A 15,643-nucleotide genomic window follows, 5' to 3' on the forward strand; every position below is an offset into this window, starting at 1 on the left:
AGGATATTGTTTATCTTGTGTAATCTATCCAGCAAATTCCCGAACCCCATCTTAAATTATCGTTACCAACAAGATTAAGGTTTGAAACTACTACATTTGCGTTTATTGATTTATTGTCCGTACTAGACGCATTACCTGTTGGTATTAGATACTTTCGGGTTGCACCATGCTCGTTTACCGAACCCCAAACACCGAAAACTTGAACTGGTGTAACACCTAGAGCGATAGTTGTTGTGCCACCTAATGAGCCATTAGCCGCGACACTGAAATACTTTCGGTAAACAGTACCATGAATTCCTCCGTGTTGATTTGGCGAGAAATACTCAACTGTATTAGTCGCAGTTACCCATACACCATCTGAAACTCTTTTTAATTTTCCTGTCGCTACAGTAGTAACTTCGCCAGATACGATTGTATTACCCGCAGTATCAACGCTCATTACGGATGTATCAGCACTATTTAGTAAATCAACAATCTTGGTTGTCCCATCGGTTGTTGTACCTTTTGTTACAAGCGGGCTTGCTGGATTTATTGTATTGATAGCTACCCTGTTATTAGTCGTATCAATACTCATTACAGACGTTGTACCGTTTACTTTTGTTATGTTTATAGCAGACACGCCATCAGCTAAAGGTCTTATTACAGGCGTTCTAACACTGGTTGTAACCCTCATTGTACCATCTACGTCAACCGTGTGAGAAGGTGTTAAGTTGCCACCAAAACCAGCGTTTCCGTTTTCTCTTAGGTACATTGCATTTACAAAACCAGAAGTCGTGTAGGTATCAAGCCCTGTTGCGTTACTTGTCGAGTGTCTAAATAGTAACCCATCGCCAAGCGTTACTCCTACGTGGTTTATGTGCCAGTGAGCGTTATTGCCACTAGAAGGTGCATTGGTAAGCTGTAAACCAGCACCACCTGAACCAGAATCATCGGCAATGACTTGGAATCTACCTTCCTTACCTTCCATCACAAAGCCAGTTTGTTGTGCTTGTGTGTCAAGGTGTTTATTGCTTACCACCGACCCGACCATGTGTAGTGTGGCTTGTGGGTCATCAGTTTTTATACCTGTATTACCATTTATAATGGTCTTAGCGTTAGTCGTTGCCCCGATAGTTACCGAGTCACTACCGTTGCCGATAGCATTCGCCCCGATTACAACCTCTCTAGTTGTATTATTAGCGGATGCTCTAGTTTCACGCCCAAGATAAACACCGTTATCGCCAGTCTCTCTAGCAGTCGTGCCATTTGCTAAATATCTACCAGCATTTGTACCGACACCTATAATATGTTGCCCCGAAACATTGCCACGCAAAGCACTCTCACCAATGCCGATATTAAAATTACCATTAACATTAGCGCGAAGGGAATTCGGACCAATAGCTACAATACCCGTTGCTGTAGTTGACGAACGATTCGCACTTGTACCAACCGCCACGCTGTTTGCCCCTGTTGTAAGATTATTACTAGCATTTGCACCTATAGATACATTGTGTATACCTGTGCCAGTAGTATTACCTGCCGTACTACCCACTGCGACATTTACATTGCCATGCTCTCTGAGATTGAGTGATTGAACGTTGCCTTTTATAATTGTTTCGCCACTTGGCTTCACCCTCGCACATTCATCAGTGAGTAACGTGCCGCCTGCGTGAATAACTACATCTTTATTTGCAGCCTTTGTTCCAACAGTTAAATTACCATCGCTTGAGTATAGATACGCGTCATTTGCACCAGCAATGCTAAAATCCGGGTCACTATACATAGAGCCGTTAATACCCAAATCAACATAATTTGAGTTCTCCGTTGAAATATCATTGCTTGCCACTAAATCAGCACTTGCACTTGTCCCATTATTAGTATTTTTAACATCTAATTGTACATAATCATTACGATTTCCACCTGCGCGAACATAATTATTAAATTTATCAACCATAAGAATAGGGTCATCTTCATTATATATTGGCAAATGGTCGTATGTTCCATCATGGCCTCCAGACAATCCTGTCAATTCACCATGACTTGATACTGCGCTGGGTGTAAATGTACTGTCCCATGCATTATCTATTTGTGTAGGTGTTGTTGAGCTTTTTTGAATTATTATCCTCCCTACTTGCAAGGTATCTGTGCCAAATACTGCTGGTATGTTACTGGGTACTTGACTCGCCTTTGCTTCATTTAAGTCATAATCGCCCGTACCTTGGAACATATGAATTCTTTTATCTGTTCCCATGTCTCTATATATCCAAACAACAGCATAATTTCCATCTGTAAGATTGACTAGCCCTGCTTCACTATTATATTGAGTATTATTTACAGTAGTTGCAGGATTTCTGTCCCAACTAGTACCGTTCCAAACTCGCAAAAAACATTCGTCTACATTTGATATTGCATCTTCAAATGACTTTAAATAAACACCATTCCAAACTTTACCGGCAGATATAGTCAAATTTAAACTTGTATCCATCGAAATAGACAACCCTTCTTGTCTTGCAAACCTTTGTGTTTTTATAATTCTAACTAGCAATTTGCTTGATAAGCCACTTCCAGTTTCGCCCCAGTCTATAGCAGAAAATCCAGATTGTAAATCTCCAAATCTTGATATTGTGTATATTGGCGTTACACTAGAAAAATCAATCACGCTCAAATCAGAAATCAACTGTACAATTGGTGAACCATTGTTATAATTCGCAACTAAGTATCTTGTATAGCCTTCAACTAATGAGAATGTACCGCCATCTAGATCATGCTCTGTTATATTTCCAGTAAAATCTTCTGTGTGAAATAATCTATATTTCCCAACTCCGAGAGTTACAGTTCCTTCTCCTGTGTTATATGTTAATGTTGGCTTAACTATTGTCCCAGAAGAAATAAATAAATTACCACCTGCCATTTCTGTCAACTTAGACGTTACTTCCTGACTAAATTGCCCGGTAGCTGGCACGACAACCGTACCTTTTGCTATTGTAGATTGTTTTATTGCAGGGGGGTATTTTTTATAAGACATATAATCACCTCCTAGTTTTGTTTATTTTTTTTAACTAGTGTTTCTTTTTGTTCTTTTTTATTTTCTTGTTTTTCAGTTTTCTTTTTGATATTTTTACTTTCTAATTCTCTTCTCTGCCTGTTGAAACTCGCTAATCCCATGCTGTACCTCCTTAAAAAATAAGGGGCATTTCTGCCCCAATTATTAAGCTAATTTATGAACAAAGGAAACCACCCTGATATTTTTATTTTCGTAAACTCTCAACCAATTGGCTTCATTCTCTAACTCTGCGTTAGTAGGAGATGAACCTGCTACCGATGCATTTTGGAAAGCTACGCCTCTAGGATGCAATACAAAATGTTGTCTATTGATTAATATATCTTCGCCTGCTAATGAATCACGATCTGTTTCAGTTGGCACTGGTGCGGCTCCATTCCCTAAACCGAAAGCACCTTGACCAAATAGGTAAGTAGTGTAAACTCCTGCTGCTTGCGGGCAAGTGTCATCAACAATAACTCTTTTTCCCATGTAGGTAGGTATATTTACAACCCCTTGAGAGTTAGGAATAAAAGTAATTAAGTTGTCTTTTTGTAGCTTTGCGTAGGTTGCAGAGTGCATCGCAAGTGCTGTCAAGCTGTCTGCTGCATCCCCTAATTTTGTTGCCGCATCAATAACAGTCGAGCCGCCGATTACCGCTAATGCTCCTGACAAGCCAGATATATCATGTTTGTTTCCTGCCATTGATGCGGCTTCAAACACACCTTTAAGAGTAGAAAACAATGTTGCTTGTCTACGTCTAGCCCAGTACTCCGCAACTAGATCTCCGATCGCTCTCAAAGGATCGTCACCACTTAACGCTTTTGCTAAGTCATTTACTCCCCAGGCTTTTCCTCTCATTAATAAGGCTGCAACATCTTTGCCGGATGTGATTGGATTAACTGTTAGTGATGCTGCATCACTTAATACTTCGTCTGCCCCTGTTAAGTCTTTCCAGTAAGGCATGTTAATTAACTTACCACCTGCTGTTGCTAGTGCATCTAACTCCGGGCTATTCTCGATTATTCCTGCTGCCTGTACTGCGGATAACTCTGCTGTTCTTTCGATTACATATGGATTAAATACTTCTGGTACTATTACATTAGCTATTTTTGTAGCTGCCATTTAAATTCCTCCTATTATTTTGATTGTGCTTTCAAGGACTGTGCAAGTGTTGGGTCCTCTTTGAGTAACTTCGCTTGCATAGTCAAATTATAAGTTTCTTTTTTCCAAGGGTTTACACCTTGATAACCTTCTTTACTCTTGTGCGGATCTCTGCCATTATCCTTAAACTTACTTTCTACCGCCGCCGCTATTGCTGTTTGCCATACTTGCTCTAACTTTGTCAAGTTGGCTTTTGTGGTATCTTCATCATTGGCTATTAGATAGTCAGCTAATTCTATTGGCAATCCTTTTGCTGTCATTTCTTTAATCGCTATATTCGTTAAGGATTCTCTAGTTTTTTCTTGCTTCAAGGTTTCAAACTGTTGTGTTAATTCCCTTATTTTCTTTTGTTCTTCTGTTTCTCCGGGGAATCGTTTGCCAATTTCTTCCTCTACGTGTTTACTAAGGTTGTTAGCTTTCCAAGTTTCAATCGCCTTGGTCACTGTACTGTCCAATTTTGGTTGTAACAGCTTTTTCCCACCTTCGCTTTCCAGATATGCGCTAACTCCATCAGGTGTAATTGGATTCAACCCCTTAATGTAGTCTTGGATTTCTTTGTTTTCTTTGTTTTGCTCAACTATTTCTCTTAGTCTTTCTAACGACATTTTTATTCCTCCTGTTTGTGCCCTCAACCGTTCTAGCCGGAGAGTGCATAATATTAAAATCTATTATCCATGTATTCATCGAATGTAGTGTAAGGCACTATACCTTCACCTCTTACTCGCCTAAAACTAGCGCCATATCCATCTATGACACTAATCATTGAGCATCTACAGTTGACCACATTGAAGGCTGTACCTGCTGGGTCACCTGGATACATAAGCTCCTCACCTCCAACGATGAACGGTTCGTCTATATTGACAATTTGTCCGTCTGCGGTGCCGTGAGAGTTTCTTGTTCTAGAGTCAATAGCAGACACCCATTGCTTTTTCATATTAACTCCCTTTGATTCAGCATGTTCCATTGAATTCAGTCTGCCTTGATTCTGCACACGTTGAGATTCAGTTCTAACAATTCTCAATACATTAGTTGCTCCTACGTCCATTCTCTCTTTAACTGCCTTAGTGGTTTCCCTGTAGCCTTTTCCTTGCAGTAAGCCTCGAGTTATTTCTTCTTTAATTTGCCTAGCTAGTATCTGCTGATTGACTCGGTTTCTTGCTAACCATCCTATCCTATCTAAAGGATTTTTAACAGCTTGCTCGATAACCTTAGGATTTAATAGAGTAAAACTTAACTTTGCATTAACCGTTTTTTCAAATCCAAAGGCAGAACGGTAATATGATTCCTTATATAAGCTACCTAGTCCATTTTGCAAGGTTCTTGCTGTCTTTCCTGTGAGCTTGCTTATCTCTTTTGATATGTTTTCCTCTAGTCCTGTCAATCGATTGTATTTGAACATATCTGATTGATTGAAGATTCCTCTAGCTTCAAGAGTAGCAATCTGACTTCTGATTTCTTTGAGTGATTGAGCGTAATACTGTGCAATCTGCTTTTCAATGCTTAGTTGATTTCTGTCTAGTGCTTTATCTGCTTGCTTGAGATACTTTTCTAGTGACATTAGCTATCACCTTCTAATATTATATATTTTTCTTCTATCCCATGCCCACAACACGCATGTATTGCTCCAGCAACATGACCTAAGCAAGCATCATAACCTTCTTTAGTAGGATAGCAATTACATTTTGCACAAGGTCTTTGCTCTCCATTTATAGGTTTGAGTGTATCATTGTAAGCCCATTTGTTGTTTATAAATGTTATGGGATGTCCTCTTACATGAGAAATAGCCGCCATTGAATCACCTATTTTAACCTTATCTTTCTGTCCGCTTGATATGGATTAACCATCCTAACAATATTCATTAACTGCTTTTCGTTGATTGTGATTTCATTGGTTTCTTTGTCAAATCCAATTACTTTGTCAGGCGATGCCCAACTGAATGAATTATATATTTGAATTCCAATATTGAACTTTTCGCATTCAGAACACCTTTTAATTGCTAGTTCTGTCTTTCCTGCAGCCATTATTCATCACCATCCAATGTGACGGTTTCCCCATTTCCGCAGTGTATTATTAATTTTTCTTCATCTGACTCCTTTGCCATACTGTTGAGTAATTCAATAATTTCTTTAACCTCACCTCTGAATATTTCTTCTTTTTCTATTGAATATTCACCCAGGTATTCAGTTTTTCTTTTAATATATTCCATTAATCTTCATCCCCCTCATCGTCCTCATCGTCCTCAAAATCATCTAAATCAACCATGCTTTGACTTTCTCTTGCCATTTCTTCCTGCTCAAACCCGACATCGTCCACAAAAGAAAGAAGTCCTATTCTGGTTTTCTCCGATACTAACCCTTTTAATTTACCTGTCGTGTCAGCTTCTGCCGCATAATCAGTCGGTAAGTTAGGCGTAAAACCAAAAAATACATCAAGGTAATTTAACTGTATACCCTTTGTGGCCCATGCTGTAGCCAATACCTTGAATTGTTGTCTTAGTCCTGTTGAGAATTTCCTTGTAGCAGTAGATACTTTGTTATCAAGCGACATCAGTTTGTACCCTAAGGCCACACCGCTACTATTTCCAGCAAATTCTTTATCGCCAAAGTTAACACTTTTAGCAAACCTTAATATGTTCTGTTCTAGCCTGTTAAGATGATTTTCAACAGGTAAATCGTTTAAGTCTTTTGTTAAAAATTTCCCGTCTGTTCCTTCTGGAAATCCAAATGCACCTGTTTGTCTAGCTATTTCTATTGTTTCAAGTGTAGGCTCAACTCCATAGAAGGCCATATACGCTAATCTAAACGCTTCTATTTCGCTATTCACATCTGATAAAGCCCTATCATATGCATCTATCAAAGCTAGTACCTTATCACAGTCCCCTTGCTCTTCCTCGTTGTTTAGAAAGGCAATAATTGGGATATCCTCGAACATATGGGGTTGTGGGTTCACTGATTCGGTTGTGTCTAATACAAACACTCCATCTACCTCTATGTAATAAGTCACATTTGTTTTGTTGTACCATTCTACTCTAGTCCTATCTGTGCTATTGTCGCTTATAGTGTAGTATCTCATGCCGAATTGGGGCTCGTTTATGCTCCTGTCATATATCAACACAGTTTCCCAAGGTGGAAGTAGCATAGCCCTTTCCTTGCCCTCGCTGTCAATGTATAGTAGCCTATAAGCCTTTCCGCATATGGTAGCTAATTTGCCTGTCTCACTGTCTAAATCATCGATATTGTTTCTCAGGTTGAAGTCGGTAATTTCTGTTTTCGCTTTTTTGTCTGCCTTATCAAGTTGATAACTGATAGGATTTCCAAGCATGTACCCGGTTTTCGTATCAACGATTTCAGAGAAGAAGTCGTTATTGATCTTGTTATTGATCTTGTTTGCAGCTTGATTGCTGTCAAATTCCCTAGAGAATATTGGTACTCCTGTTTTGCTTGCCTTGTATCTCTCATATAGCTTCTTAGTTCTTGTCGCTTCTGCTGCATGATCTTCTATGATGTCTTTTATAATCTCGCTTGTTATCATGCCAGCTTCTGCATTTAGTTTATTGATTATTTCTTGCATTCTCTCACCTGCCTAATACAGACTTTGTACTGCTTTCAACTCTTTTTTATTGAACATAATTGTATTAACAAAATATCTCTCTTCGTCTTTTGTGTGGTCATTTTCTTTCTTAGGTTTATCCTCACCACGTTCTGCCGCCTTTTCATCCCACACATATGAAGAAAACTCCCTAAAGGAGTTCGCGCAACAATCGTTAAATAACAATATTTTATTATTAAGTGCTGTAGCCATATTTCTAATACCCTCCAGTACATCATTTTTAGCCTTGATTACTCTGAATTTACCTTTTTTCTTTATAAGGGTAATAAAGCTCGATGCAGAAGGGTCTACTATTACACCTTTAACCTTCATTTTACCGATGAAGCTTTCTAGCTCCTGGTAATACTCTTCATCTGTCTTTTGAGTGCCTTTCTTTCGTCCATCATAGTAATATTCATTTACCTTATACCATATTCCCTTATACTTTCCGTATAAGCCTAATGCAAAGGCATTGTAAGTACCATAGTCGCACGACACATAATACTCAGTGTATTCCCGGGGTTCAGTAGGCTTCTTGTGAATATCCTCGTTGAACATATCGTATATTAAGCCTTCGGCCATTACCCAAAGTCCCAATATATAACGCTTAAAAAATACTCCTGAATACATACTGCGGTAACGTTCTTTAATTTTCTCACTAAGGCTTAGATTATCGTCCATGGTGAAGTGAAGGTATATTAATCCTTTGTCCTTCGCCTTATCTATCCAGTTAATTTTAAACCAGTGATACGGTCCAGCTGGGTTACAGTTAAACCAAAATTTAGAACCTTCTACAGAGCATCGTCCAGTAGCTTGGCTGACGAATGATTCAGGCATTAGAGCAACTTCATCAAAGAATACACCTGCTAGTGTAATACCTTGAATGAGGTCTTGGGATCTCTCATCTTTACCGCCAAATATATAAAAATAATTAGATACTCCATTGCATGTGATAATAACAAGATTATCTGCTCTATGGTCTTTAACCTTATATCCCCTGGCTTTTAGCATGAGTTTAAGCCAAAACAGAACATTACGTCTAAACGAGCCTATGGTTTTTCCGCACATGCCGAAATTTTCTTGATTAAAGGATTCCATAGCCCATATAACGAACGACAATGACATTGAAAGTGTTTTACCACTTCTGATAGCACCATCGGCTATAATGCCTTCTTTGTCCTTCACAGGGGAATTAGGCAACCACCAAGTAAGTATTTTTTTCTGTTTTATAGAAAATGGTCTGAATTTGAATACTGCTTGTTTAATCTTCTTCAACATCGTTCCAGACCTCGCTTACTTCTCTTTTTAAAGCTTCTAGGAAACCGTCGCTTTCCGTTGTTCCTTCTTCTTCCTCAATCTTTTGCTTTTGGATAGCTAGTTTTTCTTCCTCAATCTTACGCTTCCAAGTATCTGGAATAAGGTCGTAGTATTTTTCCAGTTTTTCAAATGCTTTTTCTTTACTAACTAGCTTAATGGACACTCCTTCTTTACCCTGCTTAACTTCACTTACTAAAGTTCCATCTATCTCGGTGCTATTCTTGAAGTCTACATAGTTTAATTCTATCTCTTTAGGAGTTCCATCTTCACTATGGCCTACTATAATCGGCTTCTTGCCAAACTCAACGAAGTCAGTTATATCAGCAAAGGCTATGTCTGCATACTTTTGTAATATCGCCATGGGTTCTATTGCAAATCCTTCTCTTATCTCTTTCTTTAGCCGCTCTATCTCACTTTTAACACTAGCCTTTACTAGCAGTCTAGAGCCATTTGTATTAGCTACTTGATATGAGCAATCATATGCCTTCTTGTAGGCCTTGGTTGCATTCCAATACTTTACATAAAAAAGACAGAATAACCTTTGCTTATCGGTTAACTCTGCCTCTTCATTCTCGACTATATTTTTAATAGCTTTAGCTATAGGTGCATCCTCTTTTTGTGTGCACACTTTTTCTTTTTTTGTACGCACACCTTTTCTACTCCACTTATATCTGGTTTTCCATGACTTAACGGTGTTAATGCTGACATTATATTTTTCGGCTATATCTTTGTATTTCATTCCTAGCATATAATCTTTTTCAGCTAGTTCATAATCTGGTGCCCTCGGCATACCACCACCTCTATTCCAACATATAACACCCTGCTCCGTATCCGCATGTGTACTTTATTCCTGTCCATCTGCTAAAAGGACATTTGAAGCAGAAATGCTTTTCACTTTTCTTCTGTTTCCTTTTCTCTTTAGCTTCTTCTTGTTTATCTAACTGATCTATAAGATTTTTCATGGTTATTCCTCCATAAGAGAAAACCCCACCGATTTATCTCGATGAGGTTTAGGGGATGTCATATTTTTCTATAATATCATTATATTTGATTTTTCCCCCTTGAATGTTGCAAGATTGTTGCAGGTTTTTATTGTGATGCGACTTAATTTTACTTGAGTAGTCCAGTTCCATTACAATGATTGCACTTAACTAACGTATCTTTGTATCTTATAGTACCCGCATCATAAGTCATTGCATTTTGCATAGCTTTTAGTTTGCCTGTTCCTAAGCAGTAAGGGCATAAACACAAACCTTTTTGTAAAGACATATCAATTTTAATGTTCATTTTTAATCTCCTTATCCTCTACTAACCCTAGTTCGATTGCTATTGCTAGCAATATTCCTTCTTTCCATCTGTATAAGGTTACTCTGTCTATACATAATTCATGTGCTATTCCTGCATCGTTCAGATAGTTCGGCTTTCTCCAATACTTCATTTCTATTAACCTATGTTTTGTTTCATCTAACTGATCTAATACCGTGTCTATCGCTCTTATGGTTTCCTCTAATCTTTTTAACCTTTTATTTGTAATTAATCGTATTACCTTTTTGCACACCGTATCACTTGTGCTACAACTCCTTATCCCTGTACCGTCGTTTATTGGACTACTCTCAATAATCTCCTCCCGTATTTCTTCTAAATCCTTCTTGCTTTGATTATAATATCTTAATTCCGATTCTATATAAGCTTTTATCCCTTTATTCATTATGCAATCCCCCTCCCGTACTCCCTTTGCACCTCCTGCAAAATATGATTGCAATGTGTGCAAATCATTGTCTCAATTCCTCCGTATCTAGCCTTAATCATCTTCTCTCCGCAATCCATGCAGGTATATCTTTTAATCCTCATTTTATATTCAAGTTGTTTTTTATTTAGTTTATACTGACAAGTTTGCTTCTTATATACGTCACACTGTTTCACACACTCCATTCTATAGCACATTTAGACTCCTCCTACAATCGATTTCTAATGCAGCATATCCTCGGCTTGTTGCATAATATCCGAAATATTACTTTAGGTCTATATGGTGTATCGTGGATTGCTTTAGGTCTTTCTTGGAATTCCAGTAATAATTTATTTAATTCTTCAAGGGTATTGCTTTTAAAAAATGTGCGTAATGCATTTATTAATTTATTAAGCACTTCGCAAACATCTGATGTTAAAATTTTGTAATCTTCTGCAAGTTTTTCTAATGTTTTTAGCGTTTGTCTTGCTTCTTCTTCTGTTATTTCAATCCCACTCATTCCAAATCTTTCTTGAATTTCTTGAGTATCCATTAGCTTCCCCCTTAATCCTCAGTAAAGATAATCCCATAAACTTTATGCTTAGCTCCGAAACTATCTCTTCCAATAGTGTGTACCTCAGTATGATGCTCCCGGCATAACGCTATTTTTCTATGCAAGCTATCATCTAGGGTCTTTCTATCATTTCCCATACCTATTGCATCCCAATGATGAATATCGGCAGGCTTTCCGCAGAGACTGCATTTTTTAAACTTGATGCAAGCCCACAAATACCTGTCTATATCATCCGTCCTATCTAATCCTTTTCCCATAAAAGAAATATCCCACTGGAAGCAAAACTCAATTAAATAGCTTATATAGTGCCTAGCTGTGGTCATAGAGCAATCTGCCAAACTAAAATGTTCTTCTCCGCTTTCCATGCAGTAGTAATCCATCCTTGGCAAATCTCTTGAGATAATCTCCTATATCTTTATCAGGGACTACGACTACAAGCATAGTCCCTTTATCTGTACTTTTGTATTTCAGTATCTCCGCATATTCGTTCATAGGCTCACCGCCTTATAATACTTGTTTAATGGCTTTCCATAGTGCATCACATAGTACATGCTTTTTGAAATCTAGTTCTATAATTTCATCTTCTTTATAGAGTTTAATGTAAACAACCCACTCTGTATTGCTAAATGTACAAGCTACTAAAATGCACTCTTTTTCTAATATCTCAATCATTTTACCTATGTCGATTAAGTGAGTAGGAGGATAATTTCTTTTGCTTTCAATTCCAAGTGCTTTATTTAATTTTCTTTGCTTTTCAAAATTTAGATTAGCAACTCCATTTTCTACTTTTAACTCTAAATATGTGTTCAATTGTTCTGTATTTATATTTTGTTTCATCTACTCCACCCTTTCTATTTGCAATTCACATTCATTAGGAGGAAAACTAGGAAGTATGATTTTATCTTTTACTTTACAAAATGGTAAATTTTTTTTAGGAAATACGAGATGTTCACAATTGTTACATGGCGGTTCGTTGTTTTTATCTTTGAGTATTTCTTCTAATAGACTCATATCATCCCACCTTTTTTTTACTGCGCCTAGATAATTGTTATGCTATTTAATCCGTAAAGTAATATTCTTTAAATTTTCCATCTGTAAATTTAATTTCATAAGGATAACATTCAGTGACTACCCCGTTTTCATATTCAATGATTCCAAAGGTGAATATAGATGCTCCCCGCTTAATTAACTTGATTAGCAAAGCTTCTTTTTCGTCTGTCCACTTCTTACCTGCGTTATAAGTTCTTACCCCATCAAATCCCCCCTATTCTTCCTCTATTTTCAACATCTTCCTAAACTTCCACCCTCGGCCTTTAAGCTTCTCAACATGCATCATCACAGCAGATTTTAAAGCTTTGGGATACTTTTCTAGTATCTTTTCAATGATGCCTATAGCAACCTGTATAACATCTAATGCCTCACTCAATACACATTCTGCCGCCGCCTGTTCATCCTTCAATACAGTTTTGTCTTTGCATTTTGAAGAGTAGTCTAGTATCTCTATAGCCGTCCTTAGTTCATACGATTCCTCTCTAAGCTTCTTCAAATGTTCATTCCAGTCGTGGTCTTTCTCCAGCACCGGTAGTTTTATATCAATCATTTAATTTCCCCCTCTATACTTCTTACCAAATCCCCTATAACACTGTTTTGCCCTTTGCTTTTGCTCATACAGATACATACTGTATTCTGTTTCCTTTTTCTTCTCTCGTTTTGCTTTCCTTGCAAATATTTCACGTTTGAATTCTTCTTTGCTTGGTAGCATGGTGATTCCCCTTTCGCCTTAATATTGTAATGCGACTTAATTGTGTTTTCTAACCCAATTACTGTAATAGGTTTCGCAAGTTTTGTAATCACCTTCACAAAGAATCTCTCCACAATCATCTTTAGTAAGAGCAATGCCCTCATTACCCATTACGCAAGCCTGTGCAAGTCCATTTTTCTTTTTAGTATTATTAATTGACCCACGTTTAAGAACATACCATTTTTCATTTTTCATTAATATTTACCTCCTTATTTATTTCGCCTAATCAAAATGCTGTGTCTTAGAATGGAACAGATTCATCCGAATCATCTATAACTTGAAAATCATCTAAGTCAATGTCGGAATCACTCAATTTACCGTTGAAATCTTCTTGAGATTCTTTCTTGCCCCACTCTAAAAATTCTATTTGGTTAGCTACAATCTCCGTAACATACCTTTTTTCACCATTTTGAGTTTCGTAGGATCTCGTCTGCAACCTTCCCTCAATGCCTACTAATCTCCCTTTAGCTAAGTAGTTTGCACAGTTTTCCGCAGTTTTTTTCCATACTACAACGTTGAAAAAATCAGCTTCATTTGTTTTTGAAAAAGGTCTATTAACTGCTATGCTAAAGGCAGCTACTGCTTTTCCGCTTGCTGTGAAGCGTAATTCAGGGTCTTTTGCCATGCGACCAATCATAACTACTGTATTCATTCCTTTTCACTCTCCTTTGTCTCTTTCTCCATCCTCTTTGTTGCCCTAAGTAAAATTAATCCTATATCGCTTATTTCATCATCATCTAGGTATATTGCTATCCGATTCATTACTTCTAAAAATTCTCTTACTTTAGCCATATCAGGCATTATTTTCCCCCTCCTTCTCAATCAACTCTATCCCACCGCCTAATAACTCATGATAATCTCGTCCGTCTATACTGTTGTCTGCTATTTGTTTTGCTAGATTCCATGCTTGTTGGTTCATGCCCTACGAATCCCCCTCTGGCTTTTCAATTCTTTCAACCTCCCATAATTGTTATATGCAACTAATCTAGTTTTTCAATATCTTCATCTAAGTTGCAAATAACTTCATCTAAGACTTCGTCATTTCCTAGATAGTCCCCGTTATAGTAATAATTTGTCATCGTGAAAGACTTTCTTTCTACGCTAAATTTTTCTAACAAACAATCTGAACAAATTAACTTTCCATTATACGTATATTCAGCTTTATGCCCGCATTCGCACTTGGAAGAGTGCATTTTACAGAAATTATTAGATGGCCTGTTTAACTCGTATACACAAAACGCGCCGTAACTATCTGCCCAGAAACAGTTGTCGCAGTTTTTACCCATTTTTTAACCCTCCTCCTTAAATTCCGTACAAACGTCATCTTCTCTAACGATTTTCTCGTGCAGAACGCAATATAATCTATCGTCACAATCCGTTAGCATTGAATGTCCACACGCTAGACAATCCCTGTAATCTTCCATGTTTAACCCTCCAATACAATTTTTTTGTAAGCATCGTTTAATCTTGCTTTTATGCTTTTTTTACTAGATGTTTCAAGTAATTCATATAGCATTTTTTCATCTATACCTTTAAATCTTTCTTCGCAACATATTGTAATATCAGAATAAGGTTCTCCACAATAGTCTATTAAGTGCATTCGCCACACCACATATCTAACTCGCCTATTTTCACTTTTTATTACCTCCCATATTTGTTATACGACTTAACCATCGTAGCAATCACAAGCTATATCCAACTCTCCTAGAACACCACATATAGATACTTGTGATTCAACCCCATTGATAAAGTCTTCCCAACTATAATTTCTTCCGAGTCCTTGAATCGTCAAAAGATTGCCTTTTGCATTTCTTTCTATGCTTATCGCTCTGCTGTATAGTTCTGGGTGCTCTTTTTTAAGCTTTTTAATTTCATGCTTTTTCATGCTTGGGCAAAAGAAGCAAGAAGATTTACCTGGCAATGGTAGTCTGTATTCTTGTATTTTTCTGATGCAATCTTCCCTGTGCCATCCCCAATCGATTAATGCATATACTTTTTTATATTTTTTGTCTTGAAGATCATATACAAAAGCATTTGACTTTCTGCGTTCCTCACCAGCATCATAACCTATATATTTATTCACCTTCTCACCATTGCTCCATATTTGCTTAAATGCCTCATAGTTATTGCAAAATTTGTCCTGTGGAGCAACTTTGAATCTTACAGAGCATTGCTTGCGACCATACGCTATAGACGGAAGATTTTTATAATGCAGACAATGTTCTTCTAAGGTTACTCTATTTCCATCCTCGTCTAAATTTCTAACAACAGTTATTTCTGGCATATCGTGATTTTTTAGCCATCTATTCATAATCTCCACGTATTTATATGTATATGGCATTTCAGCTCCAGTGTCTGCAAATAAAATTAAATCAACTGGTATTTTTCTCTCATACATTCCTATTAGCATAGCTGTACTATTTGTACCGCCTCCGAAAGATACTATATTCAAAT

Annotated in this window: 29 protein-coding genes; all 29 read right to left on the bottom strand. The window is 37.4% G+C overall.

Translation table 11 applies throughout. The features are described 5' to 3' along the window. Nucleotides 1-10: 10 nt before the first annotated feature. Nucleotides 11-3,004: a hypothetical protein gene (locus tag CHB72_RS02375; protein ID WP_089281275.1), complete on the bottom strand. Its 2,994-nt coding sequence runs from the start codon at nucleotides 3,002-3,004 to the stop codon at nucleotides 11-13. 11 nt (nucleotides 3,005-3,015) lie between these two features. Further along, entirely contained in the window at nucleotides 3,016-3,144 is a 129-nt protein-coding gene (locus tag CHB72_RS27675) for a hypothetical protein (protein ID WP_278277800.1), read from the bottom strand. A gap of 43 nt (nucleotides 3,145-3,187) precedes the next feature. Next, entirely contained in the window at nucleotides 3,188-4,144 is a 957-nt protein-coding gene (locus CHB72_RS02380) for a major capsid protein (protein WP_089281276.1), read from the bottom strand. A 14-nt stretch (nucleotides 4,145-4,158) separates the two neighbouring features. Beyond that, nucleotides 4,159-4,788 (bottom strand): DUF4355 domain-containing protein, encoded by a 630-nt coding sequence (locus tag CHB72_RS02385; protein WP_089281277.1) that lies wholly within the window; start codon nucleotides 4,786-4,788, stop codon nucleotides 4,159-4,161. A 53-nt stretch (nucleotides 4,789-4,841) separates the two neighbouring features. Then, nucleotides 4,842-5,741: a phage minor head protein gene (locus CHB72_RS02390; protein ID WP_089281278.1), complete on the bottom strand. Its 900-nt coding sequence runs from the start codon at nucleotides 5,739-5,741 to the stop codon at nucleotides 4,842-4,844. Beyond that, nucleotides 5,741-5,974, bottom strand: coding sequence for a hypothetical protein (locus CHB72_RS02395; RefSeq protein WP_089281279.1), 234 nt, complete (start codon nucleotides 5,972-5,974; stop codon nucleotides 5,741-5,743). Before CHB72_RS02395 ends, CHB72_RS02390 begins: the two co-directional genes overlap by 1 nt. A gap of 8 nt (nucleotides 5,975-5,982) precedes the next feature. Next, the gene (locus CHB72_RS02400) at nucleotides 5,983-6,204 is read right to left on the bottom strand and encodes a hypothetical protein (protein WP_089281280.1); all 222 of its coding nucleotides are present in this window, start codon (nucleotides 6,202-6,204) and stop codon (nucleotides 5,983-5,985) included. Then, entirely contained in the window at nucleotides 6,204-6,389 is a 186-nt protein-coding gene (locus CHB72_RS02405; protein ID WP_089281281.1) for a hypothetical protein, read from the bottom strand. Before CHB72_RS02405 ends, CHB72_RS02400 begins: the two co-directional genes overlap by 1 nt. Further along, nucleotides 6,389-7,753, bottom strand: coding sequence for a phage portal protein (locus CHB72_RS02410; protein WP_089281282.1), 1,365 nt, complete (start codon nucleotides 7,751-7,753; stop codon nucleotides 6,389-6,391). The genes CHB72_RS02405 and CHB72_RS02410 overlap by 1 nt, the downstream gene beginning before the upstream one ends. Before the next feature lie 12 nt (nucleotides 7,754-7,765). Next, on the bottom strand, nucleotides 7,766-9,049 hold the full coding sequence (locus tag CHB72_RS02415) for a PBSX family phage terminase large subunit (RefSeq protein WP_089281283.1): 1,284 nt from the start codon (nucleotides 9,047-9,049) through the stop codon (nucleotides 7,766-7,768). Then, nucleotides 9,033-9,878 carry a terminase small subunit gene (locus tag CHB72_RS02420; RefSeq protein ID WP_089281284.1) on the bottom strand — a complete coding sequence of 282 codons (846 nt, stop codon included), beginning with the start codon at nucleotides 9,876-9,878 and terminating at the stop codon, nucleotides 9,033-9,035. The genes CHB72_RS02415 and CHB72_RS02420 overlap by 17 nt, the downstream gene beginning before the upstream one ends. Nucleotides 9,879-9,888: 10 nt before the next feature. Continuing rightward, nucleotides 9,889-10,050, bottom strand: a complete 162-nt coding sequence (locus CHB72_RS26185; protein ID WP_176431147.1) for a hypothetical protein — start codon at nucleotides 10,048-10,050, stop codon at nucleotides 9,889-9,891. Nucleotides 10,051-10,198: 148 nt separating this feature from the next. Then, a complete protein-coding gene (locus tag CHB72_RS26190; RefSeq protein ID WP_176431148.1) occupies nucleotides 10,199-10,375 on the bottom strand; it encodes a hypothetical protein in 177 nt (58 codons plus the stop codon). After that, entirely contained in the window at nucleotides 10,365-10,796 is a 432-nt protein-coding gene (locus CHB72_RS02425; protein WP_089281285.1) for a hypothetical protein, read from the bottom strand. The genes CHB72_RS26190 and CHB72_RS02425 overlap by 11 nt, the downstream gene beginning before the upstream one ends. Continuing rightward, nucleotides 10,796-11,032, bottom strand: coding sequence for a hypothetical protein (locus tag CHB72_RS02430; protein ID WP_089281286.1), 237 nt, complete (start codon nucleotides 11,030-11,032; stop codon nucleotides 10,796-10,798). Before CHB72_RS02430 ends, CHB72_RS02425 begins: the two co-directional genes overlap by 1 nt. Nucleotides 11,033-11,043: 11 nt before the next feature. Then, the gene (locus CHB72_RS02435) at nucleotides 11,044-11,367 is read right to left on the bottom strand and encodes a hypothetical protein (RefSeq protein ID WP_089281287.1); all 324 of its coding nucleotides are present in this window, start codon (nucleotides 11,365-11,367) and stop codon (nucleotides 11,044-11,046) included. A gap of 11 nt (nucleotides 11,368-11,378) precedes the next feature. Beyond that, a complete protein-coding gene (locus tag CHB72_RS02440) occupies nucleotides 11,379-11,753 on the bottom strand; it encodes a putative HNHc nuclease (protein WP_207652474.1) in 375 nt (124 codons plus the stop codon). Then, a complete protein-coding gene (locus tag CHB72_RS26195; protein ID WP_176431149.1) occupies nucleotides 11,728-11,880 on the bottom strand; it encodes a hypothetical protein in 153 nt (50 codons plus the stop codon). The genes CHB72_RS02440 and CHB72_RS26195 overlap by 26 nt, the downstream gene beginning before the upstream one ends. Before the next feature lie 12 nt (nucleotides 11,881-11,892). Then, nucleotides 11,893-12,225 carry a hypothetical protein gene (locus CHB72_RS02445; RefSeq protein ID WP_089281289.1) on the bottom strand — a complete coding sequence of 111 codons (333 nt, stop codon included), beginning with the start codon at nucleotides 12,223-12,225 and terminating at the stop codon, nucleotides 11,893-11,895. Next, complete coding sequence (locus CHB72_RS26200) at nucleotides 12,226-12,399, bottom strand: hypothetical protein (protein ID WP_176431150.1); 174 nt, start codon at nucleotides 12,397-12,399, stop codon at nucleotides 12,226-12,228. Between the two features lie 253 nt (nucleotides 12,400-12,652). Next, nucleotides 12,653-12,988 carry a nucleoside triphosphate pyrophosphohydrolase family protein gene (locus CHB72_RS02450; protein WP_089281290.1) on the bottom strand — a complete coding sequence of 112 codons (336 nt, stop codon included), beginning with the start codon at nucleotides 12,986-12,988 and terminating at the stop codon, nucleotides 12,653-12,655. Beyond that, on the bottom strand, nucleotides 12,989-13,150 hold the full coding sequence (locus tag CHB72_RS26210) for a hypothetical protein (protein WP_176431152.1): 162 nt from the start codon (nucleotides 13,148-13,150) through the stop codon (nucleotides 12,989-12,991). Between the two features lie 36 nt (nucleotides 13,151-13,186). Next, nucleotides 13,187-13,384 carry a hypothetical protein gene (locus CHB72_RS02455; RefSeq protein ID WP_089281291.1) on the bottom strand — a complete coding sequence of 66 codons (198 nt, stop codon included), beginning with the start codon at nucleotides 13,382-13,384 and terminating at the stop codon, nucleotides 13,187-13,189. A gap of 46 nt (nucleotides 13,385-13,430) precedes the next feature. Then, entirely contained in the window at nucleotides 13,431-13,841 is a 411-nt protein-coding gene (locus CHB72_RS02460; protein WP_089281292.1) for a single-stranded DNA-binding protein, read from the bottom strand. Then, nucleotides 13,838-13,990 carry a hypothetical protein gene (locus tag CHB72_RS26215; RefSeq protein ID WP_176431153.1) on the bottom strand — a complete coding sequence of 51 codons (153 nt, stop codon included), beginning with the start codon at nucleotides 13,988-13,990 and terminating at the stop codon, nucleotides 13,838-13,840. The genes CHB72_RS02460 and CHB72_RS26215 overlap by 4 nt, the downstream gene beginning before the upstream one ends. After that, nucleotides 13,983-14,108, bottom strand: a complete 126-nt coding sequence (locus CHB72_RS27680) for a hypothetical protein (protein WP_278277801.1) — start codon at nucleotides 14,106-14,108, stop codon at nucleotides 13,983-13,985. The genes CHB72_RS26215 and CHB72_RS27680 overlap by 8 nt, the downstream gene beginning before the upstream one ends. A 61-nt stretch (nucleotides 14,109-14,169) precedes the next feature. Continuing rightward, a complete protein-coding gene (locus CHB72_RS02465) occupies nucleotides 14,170-14,475 on the bottom strand; it encodes a hypothetical protein (RefSeq protein ID WP_089281293.1) in 306 nt (101 codons plus the stop codon). A gap of 140 nt (nucleotides 14,476-14,615) precedes the next feature. Beyond that, the gene (locus CHB72_RS02470; RefSeq protein WP_242975010.1) at nucleotides 14,616-14,789 is read right to left on the bottom strand and encodes a hypothetical protein; all 174 of its coding nucleotides are present in this window, start codon (nucleotides 14,787-14,789) and stop codon (nucleotides 14,616-14,618) included. A gap of 66 nt (nucleotides 14,790-14,855) precedes the next feature. Continuing rightward, nucleotides 14,856-15,641: an adenine nucleotide alpha hydrolase family protein gene (locus tag CHB72_RS02475; RefSeq protein ID WP_089281294.1), complete on the bottom strand. Its 786-nt coding sequence runs from the start codon at nucleotides 15,639-15,641 to the stop codon at nucleotides 14,856-14,858. Nucleotides 15,642-15,643 lie beyond the last annotated feature (2 nt).

Origin of the sequence: Anaerovirgula multivorans (genome assembly GCF_900188145.1) — a bacterium.
Lineage (GTDB): Bacteria > Bacillota > Clostridia > Peptostreptococcales > Natronincolaceae > Anaerovirgula > Anaerovirgula multivorans.

Coding starts and splice junctions, on each gene's coding strand:
- CHB72_RS02375 (WP_089281275.1), bottom strand. CDS start 3,004: ATGTCTTATAAAAAATACCCCCCTGCAATAAAACAATCTACAATAGCA.
- CHB72_RS27675 (WP_278277800.1), bottom strand. CDS start 3,144: ATGGGATTAGCGAGTTTCAACAGGCAGAGAAGAGAATTAGAAAGTAAA.
- CHB72_RS02380 (WP_089281276.1), bottom strand. CDS start 4,144: ATGGCAGCTACAAAAATAGCTAATGTAATAGTACCAGAAGTATTTAAT.
- CHB72_RS02385 (WP_089281277.1), bottom strand. CDS start 4,788: ATGTCGTTAGAAAGACTAAGAGAAATAGTTGAGCAAAACAAAGAAAAC.
- CHB72_RS02390 (WP_089281278.1), bottom strand. CDS start 5,741: ATGTCACTAGAAAAGTATCTCAAGCAAGCAGATAAAGCACTAGACAGA.
- CHB72_RS02395 (WP_089281279.1), bottom strand. CDS start 5,974: ATGGCGGCTATTTCTCATGTAAGAGGACATCCCATAACATTTATAAAC.
- CHB72_RS02400 (WP_089281280.1), bottom strand. CDS start 6,204: ATGGCTGCAGGAAAGACAGAACTAGCAATTAAAAGGTGTTCTGAATGC.
- CHB72_RS02405 (WP_089281281.1), bottom strand. CDS start 6,389: ATGGAATATATTAAAAGAAAAACTGAATACCTGGGTGAATATTCAATA.
- CHB72_RS02410 (WP_089281282.1), bottom strand. CDS start 7,753: ATGCAAGAAATAATCAATAAACTAAATGCAGAAGCTGGCATGATAACA.
- CHB72_RS02415 (WP_089281283.1), bottom strand. CDS start 9,049: ATGTTGAAGAAGATTAAACAAGCAGTATTCAAATTCAGACCATTTTCT.
- CHB72_RS02420 (WP_089281284.1), bottom strand. CDS start 9,878: ATGCCGAGGGCACCAGATTATGAACTAGCTGAAAAAGATTATATGCTA.
- CHB72_RS26185 (WP_176431147.1), bottom strand. CDS start 10,050: ATGAAAAATCTTATAGATCAGTTAGATAAACAAGAAGAAGCTAAAGAG.
- CHB72_RS26190 (WP_176431148.1), bottom strand. CDS start 10,375: ATGAACATTAAAATTGATATGTCTTTACAAAAAGGTTTGTGTTTATGC.
- CHB72_RS02425 (WP_089281285.1), bottom strand. CDS start 10,796: ATGAATAAAGGGATAAAAGCTTATATAGAATCGGAATTAAGATATTAT.
- CHB72_RS02430 (WP_089281286.1), bottom strand. CDS start 11,032: ATGTGCTATAGAATGGAGTGTGTGAAACAGTGTGACGTATATAAGAAG.
- CHB72_RS02435 (WP_089281287.1), bottom strand. CDS start 11,367: ATGGATACTCAAGAAATTCAAGAAAGATTTGGAATGAGTGGGATTGAA.
- CHB72_RS02440 (WP_207652474.1), bottom strand. CDS start 11,753: ATGGAAAGCGGAGAAGAACATTTTAGTTTGGCAGATTGCTCTATGACC.
- CHB72_RS26195 (WP_176431149.1), bottom strand. CDS start 11,880: ATGAACGAATATGCGGAGATACTGAAATACAAAAGTACAGATAAAGGG.
- CHB72_RS02445 (WP_089281289.1), bottom strand. CDS start 12,225: ATGAAACAAAATATAAATACAGAACAATTGAACACATATTTAGAGTTA.
- CHB72_RS26200 (WP_176431150.1), bottom strand. CDS start 12,399: ATGAGTCTATTAGAAGAAATACTCAAAGATAAAAACAACGAACCGCCA.
- CHB72_RS02450 (WP_089281290.1), bottom strand. CDS start 12,988: ATGATTGATATAAAACTACCGGTGCTGGAGAAAGACCACGACTGGAAT.
- CHB72_RS26210 (WP_176431152.1), bottom strand. CDS start 13,150: ATGCTACCAAGCAAAGAAGAATTCAAACGTGAAATATTTGCAAGGAAA.
- CHB72_RS02455 (WP_089281291.1), bottom strand. CDS start 13,384: ATGAAAAATGAAAAATGGTATGTTCTTAAACGTGGGTCAATTAATAAT.
- CHB72_RS02460 (WP_089281292.1), bottom strand. CDS start 13,841: ATGAATACAGTAGTTATGATTGGTCGCATGGCAAAAGACCCTGAATTA.
- CHB72_RS26215 (WP_176431153.1), bottom strand. CDS start 13,990: ATGCCTGATATGGCTAAAGTAAGAGAATTTTTAGAAGTAATGAATCGG.
- CHB72_RS27680 (WP_278277801.1), bottom strand. CDS start 14,108: ATGAACCAACAAGCATGGAATCTAGCAAAACAAATAGCAGACAACAGT.
- CHB72_RS02465 (WP_089281293.1), bottom strand. CDS start 14,475: ATGGGTAAAAACTGCGACAACTGTTTCTGGGCAGATAGTTACGGCGCG.
- CHB72_RS02470 (WP_242975010.1), bottom strand. CDS start 14,789: ATGCACTTAATAGACTATTGTGGAGAACCTTATTCTGATATTACAATA.